General features: G+C 62.6%; 12 protein-coding genes. 10 read left to right on the top strand and 2 right to left on the bottom strand.

From position 1 onward, the window contains the following. Window positions 1-30 precede the first annotated feature (30 nt). Both V9L18_RS07660 and sufU read left to right on the top strand, forming a co-directional pair. Complete coding sequence (locus V9L18_RS07660; RefSeq protein ID WP_337346597.1) at window positions 31-1,356, top strand: SufS family cysteine desulfurase; 1,326 nt, start codon at window positions 31-33, stop codon at window positions 1,354-1,356. Window positions 1,357-1,381: 25 nt separating this feature from the next. Further along, entirely contained in the window at window positions 1,382-1,831 is a 450-nt protein-coding gene (sufU, locus tag V9L18_RS07655) for a Fe-S cluster assembly sulfur transfer protein SufU (protein WP_337346596.1), read from the top strand. Between the two features lie 153 nt (window positions 1,832-1,984). Here the strand turns inward: sufU and nhaA are convergent, their stop codons facing one another. Next, the gene (gene nhaA, locus V9L18_RS07650; RefSeq protein ID WP_337346595.1) at window positions 1,985-3,328 is read right to left on the bottom strand and encodes a Na+/H+ antiporter NhaA; all 1,344 of its coding nucleotides are present in this window, start codon (window positions 3,326-3,328) and stop codon (window positions 1,985-1,987) included. Between the two features lie 509 nt (window positions 3,329-3,837). Here nhaA and V9L18_RS07645 point away from each other — a divergent pair. The 8 genes from V9L18_RS07645 (at window position 3,838) to V9L18_RS07610 (ending at window position 17,457) form a co-directional block, all read left to right on the top strand. Then, window positions 3,838-4,299 carry an adenylyltransferase/cytidyltransferase family protein gene (locus tag V9L18_RS07645; protein WP_337346594.1) on the top strand — a complete coding sequence of 154 codons (462 nt, stop codon included), beginning with the start codon at window positions 3,838-3,840 and terminating at the stop codon, window positions 4,297-4,299. Next, complete coding sequence (locus tag V9L18_RS07640; RefSeq protein WP_337346593.1) at window positions 4,296-5,486, top strand: DUF1972 domain-containing protein; 1,191 nt, start codon at window positions 4,296-4,298, stop codon at window positions 5,484-5,486. The genes V9L18_RS07645 and V9L18_RS07640 overlap by 4 nt, the downstream gene beginning before the upstream one ends. Next, window positions 5,486-6,328, top strand: coding sequence for a CDP-alcohol phosphatidyltransferase family protein (locus tag V9L18_RS07635; protein ID WP_337346592.1), 843 nt, complete (start codon window positions 5,486-5,488; stop codon window positions 6,326-6,328). Before V9L18_RS07640 ends, V9L18_RS07635 begins: the two co-directional genes overlap by 1 nt. A 42-nt stretch (window positions 6,329-6,370) precedes the next feature. Then, window positions 6,371-7,114, top strand: coding sequence for a hypothetical protein (locus V9L18_RS07630; protein ID WP_337346591.1), 744 nt, complete (start codon window positions 6,371-6,373; stop codon window positions 7,112-7,114). Beyond that, on the top strand, window positions 7,111-8,025 hold the full coding sequence (locus V9L18_RS07625; RefSeq protein ID WP_337346590.1) for a hypothetical protein: 915 nt from the start codon (window positions 7,111-7,113) through the stop codon (window positions 8,023-8,025). The genes V9L18_RS07630 and V9L18_RS07625 overlap by 4 nt, the downstream gene beginning before the upstream one ends. 28 nt (window positions 8,026-8,053) lie before the next feature. Beyond that, entirely contained in the window at window positions 8,054-12,511 is a 4,458-nt protein-coding gene (locus V9L18_RS07620) for a PKD domain-containing protein (RefSeq protein WP_337346589.1), read from the top strand. 56 nt (window positions 12,512-12,567) lie between these two features. Then, on the top strand, window positions 12,568-14,235 hold the full coding sequence (locus V9L18_RS07615; RefSeq protein WP_337346588.1) for a hypothetical protein: 1,668 nt from the start codon (window positions 12,568-12,570) through the stop codon (window positions 14,233-14,235). Between the two features lie 468 nt (window positions 14,236-14,703). Next, the gene (locus V9L18_RS07610) at window positions 14,704-17,457 is read left to right on the top strand and encodes a PKD domain-containing protein (RefSeq protein ID WP_337346587.1); all 2,754 of its coding nucleotides are present in this window, start codon (window positions 14,704-14,706) and stop codon (window positions 17,455-17,457) included. A 98-nt stretch (window positions 17,458-17,555) separates the two neighbouring features. Here the strand turns inward: V9L18_RS07610 and V9L18_RS07605 are convergent, their stop codons facing one another. Beyond that, the gene (locus V9L18_RS07605) at window positions 17,556-18,593 is read right to left on the bottom strand and encodes a hypothetical protein (RefSeq protein ID WP_337346586.1); all 1,038 of its coding nucleotides are present in this window, start codon (window positions 18,591-18,593) and stop codon (window positions 17,556-17,558) included.

The following is an 18,593-nucleotide window of genomic DNA, read 5'->3' as shown; positions in this document are numbered from 1 at the left end:
GTCATCCATTGACATCTCAAGGAGTGAGTGTTGGCCGTAGTAACAACCCCAGCAACGCTGGAACGGGCTTTGCCGGCCATGGACAACGCCGAAGTGCTTCGGATCCGGAACGACTTCCCGGTGCTTGGGCAGTTGGTGAATGGCCGTCCGCTGGTCTACCTCGATTCCGGTGCTACTTCGCAGAACCCCCTCAGTGTGATTGAGGCAGAGCAGGAATTCTACGAGCAACGGAATGCGGCAGTGCACCGCGGTGCCCACTTCCTTGCCGTTGAAGCTACAGAGGTCTTCGAAGACGCCCGCCAGACTGTGGCCGACTTTATCGGGGCCGACTACTCAGAAACAGTGTGGACGTCCAACGCCACCGAGGGACTCAACCTGGTCAGCTACGCACTGTCCAACGCTGCACTGTGGGCTGCCCAGGGACGCGGGGACGCCAGGCTCAAGGACTTAGGTATAGGGCCGGGTGACCAGATTGTGGTCACCGAAATGGAACACCACGCCAACCTCATCCCCTGGCAGGAGCTTGCCTTCAGGACCGGGGCTACGCTCCGCTATATCCCGATCAACGACGCCGGCAGCCTGCAGATGGACGAGGCTGCCCACATCCTGGGCAGCAGGACCAAAGTCCTTGCCTTCACCCATGCGTCCAATGTGCTTGGAACCATCAACCCCGTCCAGGAACTGGTGGAGCTGGGCCGCAAGGCCGGAGCGCTGGTTGTCCTGGACGCGTGCCAGTCCGCCCCACATCTGCCGCTGGACGTCAAAGCCTTGGACGTTGACTTCGCTGTCTTCTCCGGGCACAAGATGCTTGCACCCACCGGAATCGGTGTGCTGTATGGCAAGCAGGAGATCCTGGACATCCTGCCTCCGTTCCTCACCGGGGGCTCCATGATCACCACTGTGACCATGGACCGGGCGGAGTACTTGCCGGCCCCGCAACGGTTTGAAGCCGGCACTCAGCGCATTTCCCAGGCTGTTGCGTTGGCAGCAGCGGCAAATTACCTCACCGAGACGGGCTTGGAGCGCGTCCACCGCTGGGAATCTGAGCTTGGCCAGCGCATGGTGGCTGGACTGGAAAACATTCCGGGGATACGCGTCCTTGGCCCTGCTGCGGGTCAGGAGAGGATCGGCCTCGCGGCCTTCGCCGTTGAAGGGGTGCACGCCCACGACGTCGGACAGTTCCTCGATTCGCAGGGTATCGCCGTCCGGGTGGGGCACCATTGTGCCCAGCCGCTGCACCGCCGCTTGGGACTGACCGCGACGACACGGGCCAGCGCCTATCTGTACAACACCACCGACGACGTCGACGCATTCCTGGAATCCGTGGCTGAGGTCCGGTCCTACTTCCGCGCCTAGAACGATTTCCCGAAGGTAAACGATCATGAGCCTTGACCAGTTGTACCAGCAGATCATCCTGGACCATTCCAAAGTCCGCCACGGCAGCGGCCTTGCCGGTGCGGCTGCACCCGAGGGCGCCTCCACCGGGCAGTCACACCAGCTCAACCCCGTCTGCGGCGACGAAGTCACACTCCGGGTTGCGGTGGCGGACGGCAAGGTTGCACAGGTTTCCTGGGACGGCGAGGGCTGCTCCATCTCCATGGCCTCAGCCTCAGTCCTGAGCGAGCTGGCCGAAGGGCTGTCAGTGGCCGAACTCCACACGATCATCGATAACTTCCGCGAAGTCTTGCGGTCCCGCGGAAAGATCCACGCCGATCCTGAGATCCTTGGCGACGCCGCCGCGTTTGAGGGTGTGGCCCGTTACGCAGCCAGGGTCAAGTGCGCCATGATTTCCTGGGTAGCGGCCGAGGACGCCCTGAACCAGGCATCCTGAGCCTGATGCCACCTTCCTGAGTCCCCCGCGGCCGCGTCGGAGTGCTGGTAGCCATGGTGCTGTTCCCGGGCAGCGTCGCACACTTCGTCACTGTCTACGCTTTGGACCCCGACCATCATCGATGACGCCTCCACATGTGTGGGCCGGATAAGGTCACGGGCGGCGGTCTTCTTCGTAAACGTCCGGGACTCCGTCCCGGTCAGTGTCGACGGCCTCCTCCGCCTCTACGGCACGGTACTGACGGTTCCGGGTGCCCAGGACTGCCGCGGCTAAGAGGGCGGCCAGCAGCGATGCGGCGAGGATCCCCACCTTGGCGTGGTCATCGTGGGCGCTGCCCTGTCCGAAGCTCAGCTCGGCCACGAGGAGCGAAACTGTGAAGCCGATCCCGGCCAAAAGGGACATCCCAAATACATCAATCCACTTCAAGGACCTGTCCAAGGACGCTCTGGTGGCCTTTGTGAGGAGCCATGTGGTGCCCAGGATCCCAATCGGTTTGCCCAACACCAACGCCACGATGATGCCGATGGCTACAGGGTCAGTCAGAGCCGAGATCAGACCATCCCGGCCACCTACGGCGACACCGGCGGAGAAGAAGGCAAAGACCGGGACCGCGATGCCGGCTGAAATCGGCCGGAACCGGTGTTCGAAGATCTCAGAGAGGCCAGGTCCTGCAGCGGGGCCGCCGCTGGCCTGCGACCGGATGACAGGGATGGCGAACCCCAGCAGTACACCGGCGACGGTGGCGTGGATACCGGAGGCGTGCACCAATGCCCAGGTGATCACGCCCAAGGGAAGGAGGATCACCCACGCCGCAGCGGGTCTGGTCCCGAAGAACCGGCGGTACTTCTGGGCCAGGAAGGTGTACACCGCCAGCGGAATGAGGGCCAGCAGCAGCGGCCCGGCCTGGATGTTGCTGGAATAGAACACCGCGATGATGCTGATGGCCAGGAGGTCATCGACCACGGCCAAAGTCAGGAGGAAGATCCGTAGCGCACTGGGCAGGTGCGACCCGATGATCGCCAACACGGCCACGGCGAAGGCGATGTCCGTCGCCGTGGGGATAGCCCAGCCCCGCAGGGTCCCAGGACTGCTCAGATTGATCAGCGCATAGATGATTGCAGGGACTGCGACGCCTCCAACGGCCGCTGCGATGGGCACCACGGATTTACTGAATTGGCGAAGGTCTCCGGCCACGAACTCACGTTTGAGTTCCAGCCCGACGAGGAAGAAGAAGATCGCCAACAATCCGTCGGCGGCCCACGCCCCCAGGCTGAGTTCCAGGTGCCACGGCTCGAAGCCGATGCGGAAGTCGCGCAAAGCGAAGTAGCTGTCGGAAGCCGGGGAGTTTGCCCAGATCAGGGCAATGACCGCTGCGGCGACCAACAAGATGCCGCCAACGGTTTCCTTCCGCAGGATCTCGCCGATGCGCAGCACTTCGGCGTAGCTTCCTCGTCCCAAAACGGAGGAGCGCTGAGGAGCAGACGGGTTTTTGTTCACGAAGGTGTCCTAAACAAGGGGTCGACAAAAATATTGCCGACCAGACTTCCCGGCGCACCTCTGACCAGTCTAGACGACGCTTCCCTCGGGGCGGGCCAGGGCATGGCCTCATTCAAGTAGCTGTCCCGGATCCACCTGAGTACAAACAGGTAGCCGCCAGTAGTCAAGACAGGTAGCAATTACGGGTGCACCCCATGTGCCAAGGGGCTTGACTTGTACTAATTCCAGGAACCCACCCAGAAGAGGTCTCAGGATGAGCCAGGTCAGGGTATTCGCCGTCCCTAAAAGCGAACACTACCGAAGTGCGGGCATTGTTTCGAGCAACAGGATTCCGCGCCTTGTGGCTCACCAACCTGACTCCTGCGAACTCACAGCACTTATTACTCCTGCATCAGGGCGCGCCGGATCCGCCGGCCCTGCGGTCAGAGCCGAAGTCTTGGAACTTCCTGAGACTAAGCCCTCCCACACACCGCTGGCTTAGCCGGCCAAGAATTGGAAGGAGGCATGGCGTGGGCCTAAGAATCGGCTATGCAGCAGGCGCGTTTGACCTGTTTCACATAGGTCACCTCAATATCCTCAAGCACGCCAAGGCGCAATGCGACTATCTGATCGCCGGCGTCGTCTCCGACGAGATTCTCGAAAGGGCCAAGGGCCACCTCCCGGTGGTGCCGCTTGCCGAGCGGTTGGAGATCGTCAAAAACATCACGTATGTCGACAAGGTGTATGCGGAGCTGATTCCGGACAAGCTCCAGGTGTGGGAAGAACTGAGGTTCAATGTGTTCTTCAAGGGTGATGACTGGCGTGGTACGCCCGAAGGTAAGCGGCTGGAGCGGGCATTCGGCGAGGTTGGCGTCGAAGTTGTCTACTTCCCCTATACCGTGCACACGTCAAGCTCGGTCCTGCGCACTGCCCTTGAACTTATCAATCACCCGGTCGGCCCGGAAGACCGGATCCACGAGGTACAGCGATGAATGGACTGAGAATCGCGATGGTGGGGACGCGTGGTGTCCCCGCCCATTACGGCGGATTCGAGACAGCCATCGAAGAGATTGGACAGAGACTGTGCGCCCGGGGACACAAGGTGACAGTTTACTGCCGTGACCTGGACGGCAGCGCGGCGCGTGAATCGACGTACCTCGGCATGGACCTGGTCTACTTGCCGGCGATGCATAAGCGAGCACTGGAGACGTTGAGCCATACCGGCCTTTCAGTAATGCACCTGCTGCGTCACCGGCCCGACGCGGCCATCGTCTTCAACGCGGCCAACGCCCCGTACCTACCCCTTTTCAGGGCTGCCGGCATACCTGTGGCAACGCACGTGGACGGCCTTGAATGGAAACGGGCCAAGTGGGGCCGGGGAGGGCAGCGGTACTACCGAAGCGTGGAGGCTTTGGCTGTCCGCTGGTCCGATGCGCTGATCGCGGATGCTGTGGGCATCCAGAACTACTACCGGGACAAGTTCGCCGCCGAAACCGTCTATTTGGCGTACGGTGCGCCAATACTGGACAACGCCCCATCGCACAGGCTGGCAGAACTCGGGGTTGAGCCCCGCAGCTATCATCTGGTCGTAGCGCGCTTCGAGCCTGAAAACCACGTCGACCTGATCGTGGAGGGCTACGTCCGCAGCCAGGCGAAGGCACCGTTAATAGTGGTGGGCTCGGCACCGTATTCGGATGAATACACACGCTTGGTTCACCATCTGGGCGACGAACGCGTTCGGTTTGTTGGTGGCGTCTGGGACCAGGAATTACTGGACCAGCTCTACGCCCACTGCCTCGTCTACTGGCACGGCCATTCGGTAGGTGGCACCAACCCCTCTCTCCTCCGTGCGATCGGTTCCGCGGCGGCGACAAATGCGTTCGACGTCGACTTCAACCGCGAGGTGCTTTCGGACTCCGGCCGGTATTTCGTTGGCCCCGACGACGTCACGGCGCTTGCAGAGGAGGCTGAGGTGCAGCTGCCCGCTCTGCGGGAGAGGGGCGCGCTGGGGCAGCAGCTCGCCCGGAGGTTCGACTGGGACATGGTCGCGGCGGGATATGAACAGCTGTGCGGCGACCTCGTCCTGGCACACCAGCCTGCTCGTGCTCTGGCACGGCCGGACCGCCAGCGGAGTCCCAAGCACGCCCTCAAGCGGCGTAACACCGTAGGAGCGCGCTGATGTCCGGGCAACATGCGAAGGTGGCCGCCGCCGCAGAGCTCATGCCCTACGCAGGCTACCGCGACGCCGTCTCCCGGCTTTCAGGCGCGCAAAAGACGGCGGCGCGGGGTGCGCCGGCCTACTCGAGGTTCGTGAACCGGCGGCTGGGACGGTATTTGGCGGCAGCCGCATTTGGTTTGGGACTGACGCCCAATGCTGTGACGGCGATCAGCGCAGTCTTCACCTTCTCCGGCATCGGTCTGCTCGTGGCCTTCCCGCCGTCGTGGGGGCTGGGCATCGCGGTTTCGCTGTGCCTGGTTGTGGGGTACGCCCTGGATTCGGCGGACGGACAGCTCGCGCGACTTACAGGCAAGGGCTCGCCTGCTGGTGAGTGGCTCGACCACATGGTGGACTCCGTCAAGACGTCGGTTCTGCCCCTTGCGTTGCTCGTTGCCCTCTACCGTTTCGAAGCAGTGGACCAAATTTGGCTGCTTGTTCCCTTGGGGTCCGCCGTCGTGGCAGCGGTGTTGTTCTTCAGCATGATTCTGACCGAGCAACTGCGCAGGCAACGCGGAGTGGTTTCGCTGGCCAACGATGCGTCAGGACCCTCGTGGCTTCGTTCTGTCCTCGTGGTCCCCATGGACTACGGCGTCCTGTGCCTGAGCTTCTTGGTTTACGGCGCCACCCCACTGTTCATGGCCATTTACACCGCAATTTTCGCCGCAACCGCAGCCTTCCTGGCGATGGCCTCGGTGAAGTGGTTCCGGGAGTTGCAAATCCTCTATGGCACGCCGTCCACTACGCCTCGGAAACGGAACCAGGCCGGAAGCGGCGTAGCGACACTATCTGATCTTGGGGCATAGGACATGAGCGAGCCGGGGAACAACGCAAGGGACCATGGACGAATGAGTCCACGGTGGGTCGGCTTTGCCCTGGTGCTGGCCCTGTTGGCAGCGGCCGGAGCAATCTGGACCTTCACTCAATGGGGGGCATCCGAAATGTCCGCACAGAGCCCGGGTTCGGTGCAGAGCCCGGATTCAGTTGGGCCCTCCGCGAGCCCGACCGAATCAGCAACGCAGACGGCCGGACCTTCCGCCAGTCCTACCACGACCCCTGACCCCGGCAGTTCCCCACCACCGCCGGAGACCACTGGCCCGGCCACGGCGGCGGCTGTTCCGCAGCCCGGCGATCCGGCTCCCGTGGACCGTTCGAACAAGAGCGACGAAGAACTGGCAACCATCGACCAACCCGTGGCACCACCCGTACCGCTGGTCGCCACGAAGGTTGTCAAGTCAGGCGTGTCTGCGACGATCAGCGAGCTTGTTGCCGTGGAAGGGGAAGCAATCGGCATCGGCGAGATCGCCGGCCCCGCTATCAGGTTCAAGGTGACCGTGCAGAACGATACTGGCGCCGAGATTTCCTTGGACCCGGCTGTCATCAACGTCAGTTACGGACAAGACGACTCTCCAGCAAGCACGCTGAGCGGCCCCGGTACTGTGCCGTTCCCCGCCAGCGTCGCCCCAGGCACGAGCGCTTCGGGGGTCTTTGTCTTCGGAGTTCCGAAGGATGCCCGGAACCTTGTGAAGATCTACCTTAACCTTGACGCCGCCACCCCGATAGCCGCTTTTGAAGGGCAGGCACCGGCATGAGCGGTCATCCCGTGGCACGGTCCGCCGTCAAGCGGGTCCGCAAGGTATTCAAGCGGATCCGTGCCTATGGCGGCCTGCTGATTCTTCGGTGCCGAAACCTGCTGGTGCGTGAACCGGTCACGGGCACGGCCGACGTCGTCGTGTCCATGACAAGCTATGGCGCCCGGCTGCGGACGGTGGACATCGCCCTTGAGTCGATTGCGAGGGGGACAGTCAAGCCGAAGCGGATGATCCTGTGGTTGGACGATCCGGCGGCATTCGAGCATCGGACCCCCGCTTTGCTGCGTCTTCAGCGGCGTGGCCTGGAAACCAGGTTGACCAGGAACTTCGGCCCGCACACAAAGTACTTTCCGTACGTTGAGTCTTCGGCTGAGTTCGATTGCCCCCTCGCCACAGCCGACGACGACATCATCTATCCGTCACGGTGGCTCCAAACCCTTGTCGAGGCCAACCACGAGCATCCGGATATGGTCCATGGACACTGGGTGCGGATGATCGGCCTCAACGACGGAAGCATCTCCCGTTACAAGGATTGGACGCAACGCCGGGACACTACCCCCGGCCTCAACAATTTTGCGCTGGGCGTCTCGGGCGTCATCTACCCGCCGGGCATGCTGCGGGAACTCAGGACGCGTGGGGACCAGTTCATGGACTTCTGCCCGGGCGCCGACGACATCTGGCTCCATTGGGTCGCCCTTGGGGCAGGCATCCAGACAAGGCAGGTGCGCGAGGTGGCCCGTCACTTCCCAATGATCCCCGGCAGCCAAGCCCACGCCTTGAGCGACGTGAACGTGGGATTACACCGCAACGACGATTGGATCCGGGCTCTGTACTCAACCTCGGACGTAATGGCCCTTATGACTGCCGGCGACGCCGGAACCCTCAAGGATGGAGAGAGCAATGCGAGTTAACGGACAATCGGGGGGCGGGAATCGCATCGTGCCCGAAGCGACGGCGCTACGGATGGTCCGCACAAAGCTGCGCCTCCTAAGATCCTTCCTTGCAGTCACCCTCAGCGCGGCCCTGGCGATTTCTCTCGGTGTGGTGGGCGGAGCCTTGCCGGCGGCCGCAGACACTGCACCCGCTGCAGGGGTACCTGTCACGGTATCCGCTGATGGACTGCCGACTGCCCAGATCAACGGAGTCGCCTGGACTCAGGTGATCATCGGCAACACGGTCTATGTGGGCGGAAACTTCACGGAGGCCCGGCCAGCCGGAGCGGCACCCGGTACCGGAGGAGTAGTTCGAAACAACATCCTTGCCTACAACCTCACCACGGGTGCGCTGCTGCCGTTCGCTCCCAGCTTCAACGGTGAAGTGACCGCCTTGGCAGCGTCTCCGGATGGAACACGGCTGTACGTCGGCGGAGCCTTCACGTCCATCAACGGTTCCACGGTCTGGCGTGTAGTTGCGTTGAACCCCACCAGTGGAAACCTCATCACAAGTTTCCTGCCGCGGATGTCTGCATCCGTGCGGGCCATCGTGGCGACTCCAACCACCGTCTACCTTGGCGGACTTTTCAACGCGGTTGGCTCGGTCAGCCGCGATCGGCTGGCTGCCGTCTCGGCGTCGAACGGTGCGCTCCTTCCTTGGAATCCGCTCGCCGTCGGCGGCCGGGTAAACGCCCTTGCCTTGTCACCTGACGGAGCGAGCATGGTGGTCGGCGGTGCATTCACCTCGTTGAACGGCTCCACCAATCCGGGTTTCGGTCTGGGCAAGGTGGACACCAACCTTGGCGCAAACCTCCCGTTCCAGATCAACAACGTGGTCCGCAACGGCGGAACAAACGGCTCCATCACAACGTTGGCCTCCGACGGAACCAACGTGTATGGCGGCGGCTACACTTTCGGCCGCACGAGCACCCTCGAAGGCGTGTTCTCCGTCAACTGGTCGGACGACTCCACCAAGTGGATCGAAGACTGCCACGGCGACACTTATTCAGTCTTTCCAATGGATGACGTGGTCTACTTGGCAGGTCACGCCCACTACTGCGGGAACGTCGGAGGATTCCCGCAGGCGGAACCTTGGGAGTTCCAGCGGGGCCTGGCGTTCAGCAAGGCGGCTACCGGGGTCCTGACGCAGGAAACCCATGGGTACACAAACTACGCGGGCACACCTGCGCCCTCGTTGCAGAACTGGTTCCCGTACATGAATTCCGGAACGATCACAGGGCAGGACCAAGGCCCCTGGACGGTCACTGGCAACTCAGACTATGTGGTCATGGCCGGTGAGTTCACCATCGTCAACAACCAACAGCAGCAGGGCCTTGTCCGCTTCGCGAAGAGCAACATCGCTCCCGACCTGAGGGGCCCCCGGGTCGACGGCCTGAACTTCAACCCGACGCTTTCCACGCCGGCTGCCGGCCAGGTCCGCGTCCGCTGGCAGGCAAACTGGGATCAGGATAACGAGAACCTGACCTACGAGGTCCGGCGCAACGGCGCAGTCATCGCCACGATCGACCAGGCTTCCACATTCTGGAACCGCCCCGGCATGACGTTCCTGGACACGGGGCTGGTCCCCGGACAGAGTTACGGATACAGGATCTTCGCCATTGATCCGTTCGGAAACGATGCCCGCAGCGAGACCATCAACATCACAGTGGCCGGCTCAGTTACGCCGCCAGGTTCCTACGCCCAAAGCGTCCTGGCGGACGAGCCGAACAACTACTGGCGGCTCGGCGATCCAAGCGGTACCGCGGGCGTCGATCTCGCAGGCAAGGATGACTTGCTCTTCCGCCCGGGCGTGACCCTGGGTGCGCCGGGCGCGATCGGCGGGGAAACCGATACGGCTGCAACTTTCAACGGCACATTGGATGGGATTGCCGTCGACCGAACACTGGACTTCAGGCCGCAGGTCTTCAGCCAGGAGGCCTGGTTCAAGACCGGATCCATCACTGGCGGCCAGATCTTCGGATATGGCAACACCCAGACCACGGTGTCCACCGATTTCGATCGGGTGCTTTACATGTCCAACCTCGGCAGGCTGTTCTTTGGAGTCCGGCCAAATGGAGTCACACGCCAAACAGTGAGCTCTGTAGCCAGCTACAACGACAACCAATGGCACCACGTAGTGGCCACCCTGGGCAGCAACGGCATGCAGTTGTTCGTCGACGGCGTGCTGGTGGGAAGCCGAACCGACGTCACGTCAGCGTGGCAGTTCGACGGCTTCTGGAGGATCGGCGGGGACAACCTCGGAAGCTGGACCAACCGGCCAACCAACCGGTACTTCAACGGCCAATTGGACGACGTCGCCATCTACCCCTCCGTCCTCCCGCTGTCCCGGATCCAGGCGCACTACGTTGCTTCAGGCCGGAACGTCAACGCTCCGCCGGCCCCGCCAGTGGCAGCATTCACCTCGACTACAGAAGGCTTGACAGCCTCTGTTGACGGCACAACATCCTCCGACGCGAACGGGCCGATCACAGACTACGCCTGGAACTTCGGCGACGGCGGCACAGGCTCCGGCGTCACTGCCCAGCACGTTTACGCTGCAGGAGGGACGTACGACGTCACACTCACCGTGACTGACAACACGGGCCTCACCAATTCGGTGACCCATCCCGTGACGGTGACGGCTCCGCCGCCCAACCAGGTGCCGGTGGCTGACTTCAGCTTCACTGCCAGCAATCTCGCGGCGGCCTTCGACGGCTCAGCCTCGGCAGACGCCGACGGCACCATCGCCGGCTACGCCTGGGACTTCGGCGACGCCACCAGTGCAACGGGCGCGACGGCGAACCACACCTACGCGGCCGAAGGCACCTATGCGGTGAAGCTGACAGTGACGGACGACGACGGTGCCACCGGAACAGTGACCAAGAACGTCACGGTGACGGCACCCCCGGCTAACACAGTTCTGGCCGCCGACGCCTTCGGCCGGACCTCCACGGGTGGTTGGGGCACCGCCGATACTGGCGGGGCCTGGACCATAACCAGTGGAACGTCCAGCTTCGCCGTCAACAATGGCAGCGGAGCAGTCTCGCTGGGTGCGGGCCAGAGCCGAATGGCACTTCTGAAGTCCGTTTCCACCGCGGCCAACGATTCGCGGGTGACCGTGTCCGCCGACAAGCCATCCACCGGCGGAGGCTGGTTTGCCTCCTTGCTTGGACGCAGGCTTGCCGACGACGCCGCCAACACCGACTACCGCGCCAAGATCAAAGTGGCGAGCAACGGTGTGGTGACGCTCTACCTGACCCGCGTGGTCAGCGGAACGGAGACGACCCTGGCCCAGGTCAACGTCGCCGGACTCACAGTCGCGGCCAACGATCCCGTCGTCCTGAGGCTACGGCTTGAGGGCACGTCCCCGACGTCCCTCACAGCCAAAGTCTGGCGGGCATCTGCAGCGGAGCCTGCCGCCTGGCAGCTGACGGCAAGTGACAACACGGCAGGCCTACAGGTCGCTGGTGGGACCGGCCTCGTGTCCTACCTGTCCGCCAGTGCAACCAACGCACCCGTCACGCTGCGCTACGACAACCTTAACGTCACCGCGGGCGGCGCCCCGGTGGCAAACGCGGCGCCAATTGCCGCCTTCACGTCCACCACCAGCGGACTGACGGCCAACCTGAACGCCGGAACATCCTCGGATAGCGACGGCACGATCACCAACTACGCCTGGGACTTCGGTGACGGCACCACGGGAAGCGGCGCAACGCCGTCGCACGCCTATGCCGCCGCCAACACCTACCAGGTGACGCTCACGGTGACAGATGACGACGGCGCCACGAACGCCGTGACGCAACCGGTCACTGTGGCTGCTCCGCCGCCGCCGGGCGTCCTGGCAGCAGACGCTTTCGGCAGGACCGTGGCTTCTGGCTGGGGCAGCGCCGACAACGGCGGCGCCTGGACCGTAGGAGGTGGCTCCTACAATGTTGGAAACGGCGTTGGAACCATGCTCTTGGGAGCTCCAAATGCAGGACCTTGGGCAGGCCTGCAGGCCGTCAGTGCAACCGACACCGATGTACGCGTCAAAGTCTCCCAGGACAAGATAGCCACCGGGGGAGGATCGTTTGTCGGCGTGATAGGCCGCAAGGTCGGTACCGGGAACGAGTACCGGGCAAAGCTGCGGATCTTTGCCAACGGGACGACTTCGCTGTATCTGACGAGGCTTTCGGCTGGAGCGGAAACAACCTTGCAGTCCATCTCGATCCCGGGACTCACGCTCGTAGCCAACGATCAGGTACAGATACGGCTCCAGGTCACCGGAACGAATCCAACGACGCTCCGGGCGAAAGTCTGGCGGGACGGAGCCACGGAGCCAGCGGATTGGCAGCTGACGGCGACGGACACAACGGCGGCCCTGCAGGCGGCGGGTTACGTTGGCCTGATGTCCTACCTGTGGGGCACCGCAACCAATGCTCCCGTAGCCGTCCGCTTCGACGACTTTGCCGTGACCACACCGTGAGCCGGCGGAGCCTATGACTGGTTCACAGCCGTCCGCCTAGTGCGGGAAGGAACAGTATGAACCACGTACTAAAAGCACACGTTTCACGAAAGGGCGGCGGCAAGCCGGTCGCCGCCCTCGCAGCTGGGTTTATGCTGCTTGCCGCCTCCATCATCGCTATGCCCCAAGGTTTTGCCGATACGGCACCGACGAATCCAAACGATCCTAAGACACCGGTAACTGTGTCGGCGGATGCCCTGCCAACAGTCCAGATAGACGGAGTTGTCTGGTCGCAGACGATCATCGGGAACACCGTCTATGCTGTGGGCAAATTCAGCTCTGCCCGTCCGGCCGGTGCAGCACCGGGATCTCAGACTGTGCCACGACAGAACATCCTGGCCTATAGCCTGACCACGGGCGCGCTGATTTCGTCCTTTGCCCCGACCCTCAATGCCCAGGGCCTCACAATCACCACTTCGCCGGACAAAACCCGGCTCTATGTCGGTGGCGATTTCACGTCGGTCAGTGGCCAGACCAGAAACCGCGTGGTAGCGCTCAACCCAACCACGGGCGCGGTGCTGAGCGGCTTCGCGCCCAAGGTGAACGGCTCGGTCCGTGCGGTGGTCGCTTCTGCAGACACAGTGTGGGTGGGCGGCCTCTTCACCACAGTCGGCACTGTGGCGCGCAACAGGCTGGCGGCCTTCCGGTCCTCCGATGGATTCATGTTGGCGTGGAACCCTAATGCCAGCGGTGGCCGGGTCAATGCCCTGGTAGTTTCGCCCGACTACAAGCGCGTGGTCGCCGGAGGGGCCTTCACCACGCTGAACGGTTCCTCGAAGCCCGGGTATGGTCTTGGCGCAACGGATGCGGTATCCGGCGGCATCATTGCGACGCCAGTCAACGATGTGGTTCGCAATGCAGGCAGCGGTGCGGCGATTACGTCACTGTCTACGGATGGCACCAACTGGTACGGCACGGCTTACGACTTCGCCGGCACAGGCCTTTTGGAGGGTGCTTTCTCGGCCAACTGGTCGAATTTGGGACTTAAGTGGCTTGAGGATTGTCATGGAGACTCGTACAGCCTGTTCGCGAACAACACGGCTGCCTACGTCGCAGGGCATCCCCACTATTGCGGAAACCTTGGTGGCTTCCCGGAGACGAGTCCAAGGACATGGCATCGGGCGATCGCGTTCAGCAAGGCAGCTACCAGGACCTTAACGGCGGACACCCAGGGGTACAAGAGCTTTACAGGCCAGCCAGCGCCAGAGTTGCTGACCTGGTTCCCGGACATGGATACGGGCACGGCCACGGGCCAGAACCAAGGTCCTTGGCATGTCACGGGCAACAGCCAGTACATCCTGATGGGCGGGGAATTCAAGACGGTGAACTTCAAAGGCCAGCAAGGTCTTGTACGTTTTGCCGTTTCTTCGCTTGCGCCCAATAAGGAAGGTCCGAGGTCGTCGGCCGCCGCCACGAACCCGGCCCTGAGCTCGCCGGCCAAGGGCCAGATCAAGGTCCGCTGGCAGTCCAACTGGGACCGGGACAACAGCAACCTCACATACCAGGTTTATCGGGACGGCGTTGTGGTCAACACCCAGGCGAAAGCGACGACATTTTGGAACAGGCCTACTTTGGAGTACTTGGACACGGTGGCCTCCGGGTCTGCGCACAGTTACAGGATTGTGGTCAAGGATCCCTTCGGGAATTCAAAGCCCTCCACAACCGTCAGCTTCACGGCGAAGTGAAGCATGGGAGCTATGTTGTGGGAGTTACCGGCGTGAAGGCCAGCAATGACAATCCTCGCGGAGAAACTCGAAATAAGTCCAACGAAAGCGCTAACCTATATATGACGGAAATCACAGGCGGAGGAGTTCCCACCGCCCGAGTTTCCCGTCGTGTCGCAGCGGGGACGATCTCCAGTTGCCAGTAAGAGTGGGCGGCTCAGCGCCCAGGAAACGCACCCGCAATGGCGCGCTTCGATGACGACAGCGTGACTCCACTGGATGATCCGCTGAAGGCGAGCTTCGAGCTGAAAGGCCACTGAGATGTCATGGCAACCACGAAAGCATGGGCGCCATTGGGCGACTGAGCCGGCGCGGCCTGATACTGACGAATTGAGGCCCCTGCCCCCGGCGGATAGTTCCCCGGGAAGTGCGCCCAAGGGACGGGTACGGGACGTCCGGGTCCATCTGTATCTTCGGATGCTCTGTACGATGGCTGCCTGGATCCTGGCTGTTTCCGGCGTGATGGTGGGTGCGCCTGCCTTCGCTGACTCGGCACCGGTGAACCCCAATGACCCTAAAACACCTGTCACGGTGACGGCGGACAGCCTCCCCACTGCCCAGCACGATGGCGTGGCTTGGCACGCGGTCACGGTCGGTAACACGGTCTATGTGGCTGGAAGGTTCAACAACGCACGACCCTTCGGGGCTGCACCTGGAACGCAGCTGGTTTCGCGGCGCAATATTCTTGCCTTCGACCTGGCGACCGGCCAGCTCAGGACCAGCTTCGCCCCGGTCCTGAATGGCCAGGCTTTGGCCATAACGGCCTCGCCGGACGGCAGCCGCATCTACGTCGGTGGTGACTTCACTACGGTGAACGGAGTAACGCGGAACCGAATTGCCGCTTTGGATCCGAACTCCGGAGCACTTATCAGCGGTTTCGCTCCCAATGTGGGCGCAACCGTCCGGGCCGTCGTGGCCAGCGACTCCACGGTCTGGTTCGGCGGCACATTCACAAATGTGGGCTCGGCGTCCCGCAACCGCCTCGCCGCGGTAAACGCCAGCAACGGGGCGTTGCTGTCCTGGGCCCCCAATGCGGCGAACGGCCGCGTCAATGCCTTGGCACTCTCGCCCGAAGAAGGGCGCGTGGTTGTCGGCGGCGCCTTCACGACCCTCAACGGTTCAAACCGACCCGGCTATGGGCTTGGCATGGTCAACGCGACCACCGGTGCGACGCTTGCTATCCAGGCAAACGACATCGTGCGCAATGCCGGAACCGACTCGGCCATCCTTTCCCTGTCCAGCGACGGGACCACTTTCTACGGCACAGGCTATATTTTTGGCACTGGCGGTAACCTCGAGGGCGCCTTTGCAGCCAACTGGTCCGACGCCAGGATTAAATGGATCGAGGACTGTCACGGAGACTCCTACGGTGCGTTCGCCACGAACACTGCCGTGTACGTAGCCGGTCACCCGCATTACTGCGGGAATTTTGGCGGCTTCCCCGAAACCACTCCGCGGACGTGGCACCGGGCTGTGTCCTTCGGCAAAGCGGCGACCGGAACCCTCACGAAGGACATCTACGGCTATCCGTCCTTCACCGGCCAGCCCGCCCCCTCAATGTTGAACTGGTTCCCCGATATGGACACCGGGACGGCCAGCGGACAAAGCCAGGGCCCGTGGGCGGTTACTGGCAATAACAACTACGTAGTGATGGTGGGCGAGTTCAGGAACGTAAACCAGAGCCCGCAGCAGGGCCTGTCACGCTTTGCCGTGAAGGAGATAGCTCCCAACAACCAGGGACCACGGGTTTCCGGCTCCAACTTTGTGCCATCGCTGAGCAGCCCTGGGGCGGGCCAGGTTCGAGTTCAATGGCAGTCGAATTGGGACCGCGACAACTCCAACCTGACCTATACGGTCCTTCGAAACGGGTTGCCGGCCTACACGCTCTCACAACTCTCCACGTTCTGGCAGCGGCCCACCCTGACATTCAATGACAGCGGGCTTGCTGGCGGAACGCACAGTTATCGGATCAGGGTTACAGATCCGCTGGGCAACACTGTCACGGGGGACAGCCGGACGATATCCATTGCCGGAACCAGCAATGAGCCGCCCGTGGCCAGCTTCTCCGAGTCCGTCAGCGGACTGACGGTCAGCGTCAACGGCTCCGCCTCCTCCGATCCGGACGGCAGCATCAGCTCATATACCTGGGCCTTCGGAGACGGAGGCACCGCTACGGGCGCCACCGCCAGCCATACCTATGCTGCGTCCGGCACCTACAGCATCAGCCTGACGGTCCGGGATAACAGTGGGGCAAGCAGCAGCACCTCCCGGAACGTCACGGTCAGTTCCGGCGGAAACCAGTCGCCGTCGGCCTCTTTCACCACGTCGGTGAGCGGGCTCAGCGCGGCCGTCAACGGCTCCGCCTCTTCTGACCCCGACGGCAGCATCAGTTCCTACAATTGGGACTTTGACGACGGCGGCACAGCCACCGGCGCGACAGCGCAGCACACCTATGCTGCTGCAGGAACCTACACCATCACGCTGATAGTGACGGACAACGACGGCGCCACAGCGAGCACCACGCGGACTGTCACCGTGAATTCCACTCCAGGCGGGGCGTTGGCCTCCGATGCTTTCGGGCGGACGTTGTCCACTGGCTGGGGCGCGGCCGACGACGGCGGCACTTGGGCGCTGAACGGATCGTCGTCGTACTTCGCTGTGGGAAATGGCCTGGGTGCCATAAACCTGGCCGCAGGCCGGGGACCCTCGGCCTATCTTCCGGGAGTATCGGTGACAGCAGCCGACACCTCAGCAACGCTCTCGCTCGACAAGATCGGCAATGGCGGCGGGACGTTCCTCGGAGTGACCGGCAGGAGGGTGGCCAGCAACGAATATCGGGCCAAGATCAAGGTGGAATCCAACGGAGCGGTGACGCTGCAAATCACCCGGCTGGCGGGTGGCAGTGAAACCACCCTCAGCCAGACCTCGACGGGTTTCTCCATTACGGCGGGGCAGGCAGTCAGGCTGCGTGTCCAGGCGACGGGAACCTCACCTACCACCATCCGGGCCAAGGCCTGGCGTGCAGGAACGGCCGAGCCAGCGGGCTGGATGCTGACCTCGACCGACACAACGGCCGCGCTGCAAAGCGCCGGTTCGGTGGGTCTGTTGGCCTATCTCTCGAGTGCCGCCACGAATGCTCCGGTGATTGCACGGTTCGACGATTTCACTTCGGTGCCCGGCTAAGCCGAAACGCCGAAGCACTCAGGGAACAGGCCGATGGCCCGTTCCCTGAGTGCTTGCAGCAGATCGTCAGGGGGCCGCATTTTCGCGGCACACCTCCGCTAGCTGTCGTAGCGGATGCCCAGGTCCCTTCCTTCTTTGAGGTAGGTGTTGTTGTCTTCCCACCGGTTGTACATGAGACCGGTGACTTTGCTCCTGGAACGGCTGATAACGCGGATGGGGTATTTGGAACCGTTGCCGAAATCGTACTGGTTGCGGCCCAGGAAGTTGCTCTGGACCGTTACCACAATATCGCTGTACTTGCTGCCCACGGCGATATTGATGCTGGTCTGGCCGTCGTCCACCCAGTTCCGCCTGACCAGGACATTAGCGAGTTTGGCGACGTTTTGCTGGAGCATGATACCGATCCCGGCATGCGTTCCGCGGGGGTTCGGTGCGCTGCCTGAACCGGTCACTGCAGAGGCCACCACGGTATTGCCGACGATGGTGATGTTCTCGCCGCCCTGGACCTGGATGCCGTCATTGTGTGTGCCGTCAGAGTGTGCCGGATCGTTGCTCCAGTAAGTGAGCTCATTGATGAAGTTGCCTTCAATGGTGACGTTTGCCTGCACCGGACCGCCCGGACGGTTGAACACGCCAAGGCCATCGTTGGTCCGTTTGATGCGGTTGCGGCGTGCTGTGTACTCGTGGCCCACGATGCCGTCGCGGTAGTAGCTGGGGCGGTCCGGGATGATGGTGCAGTCTTGGACAAGCAGGTTGTAACAGCTACCGCTGTTGGCATCCACGATGCCTGTATTGGAGCCGGGGATATGCTTGCCGCCGCGGAGCCGGCAGTTGCGAATAACGACGTTGCGGGCGCGGACCTTGATGTCGCCGTAGATATCCAGGTTCTCAAGGACCGTGCCGTCGCTGGTAATGATCAGGTCTGTGCCAGCTGTGTTGTGGGGCGTCAGCGCTGTGCCGGTGATAACGCCCGTGTTGGCATCGGTGGGCTTGTATTCGCCGTATATCAAGCCGTCGCGGCTGGTGGCTGCCGTTGCTGGCTGGGCCACCCCATAACCGGCCAGAACGGTACCGAGGGCGCCGGCGAAGCCGAGCCCCAGGGCACGGCGACGGGTAAGAGTGTTCGTTGAGTTCAT

The sequence above is a fragment of the Pseudarthrobacter sp. CCNWLW217 genome, from assembly GCF_037203985.1.
Taxonomy (GTDB): Bacteria; Actinomycetota; Actinomycetes; order Actinomycetales; family Micrococcaceae; genus Arthrobacter.
This window is presented reverse-complemented; position numbering and strand designations above follow the sequence as displayed.

Excerpts from the sequence above, each read along its gene's own strand:
- sufU (WP_337346596.1), top strand. The coding sequence starts at position 1,382 with ATGAGCCTTGACCAGTTGTACCAGCAGATCATCCTGGACCATTCCAAA.
- V9L18_RS07640 (WP_337346593.1), top strand. The coding sequence starts at position 4,296 with ATGAATGGACTGAGAATCGCGATGGTGGGGACGCGTGGTGTCCCCGCC.
- V9L18_RS07635 (WP_337346592.1), top strand. The coding sequence starts at position 5,486 with ATGTCCGGGCAACATGCGAAGGTGGCCGCCGCCGCAGAGCTCATGCCC.
- V9L18_RS07630 (WP_337346591.1), top strand. The coding sequence starts at position 6,371 with ATGAGTCCACGGTGGGTCGGCTTTGCCCTGGTGCTGGCCCTGTTGGCA.
- V9L18_RS07625 (WP_337346590.1), top strand. The coding sequence starts at position 7,111 with ATGAGCGGTCATCCCGTGGCACGGTCCGCCGTCAAGCGGGTCCGCAAG.
- V9L18_RS07615 (WP_337346588.1), top strand. The coding sequence starts at position 12,568 with ATGAACCACGTACTAAAAGCACACGTTTCACGAAAGGGCGGCGGCAAG.
- V9L18_RS07610 (WP_337346587.1), top strand. The coding sequence starts at position 14,704 with ATGGCTGCCTGGATCCTGGCTGTTTCCGGCGTGATGGTGGGTGCGCCT.
- V9L18_RS07605 (WP_337346586.1), bottom strand. The coding sequence starts at position 18,593 with ATGAACTCAACGAACACTCTTACCCGTCGCCGTGCCCTGGGGCTCGGC.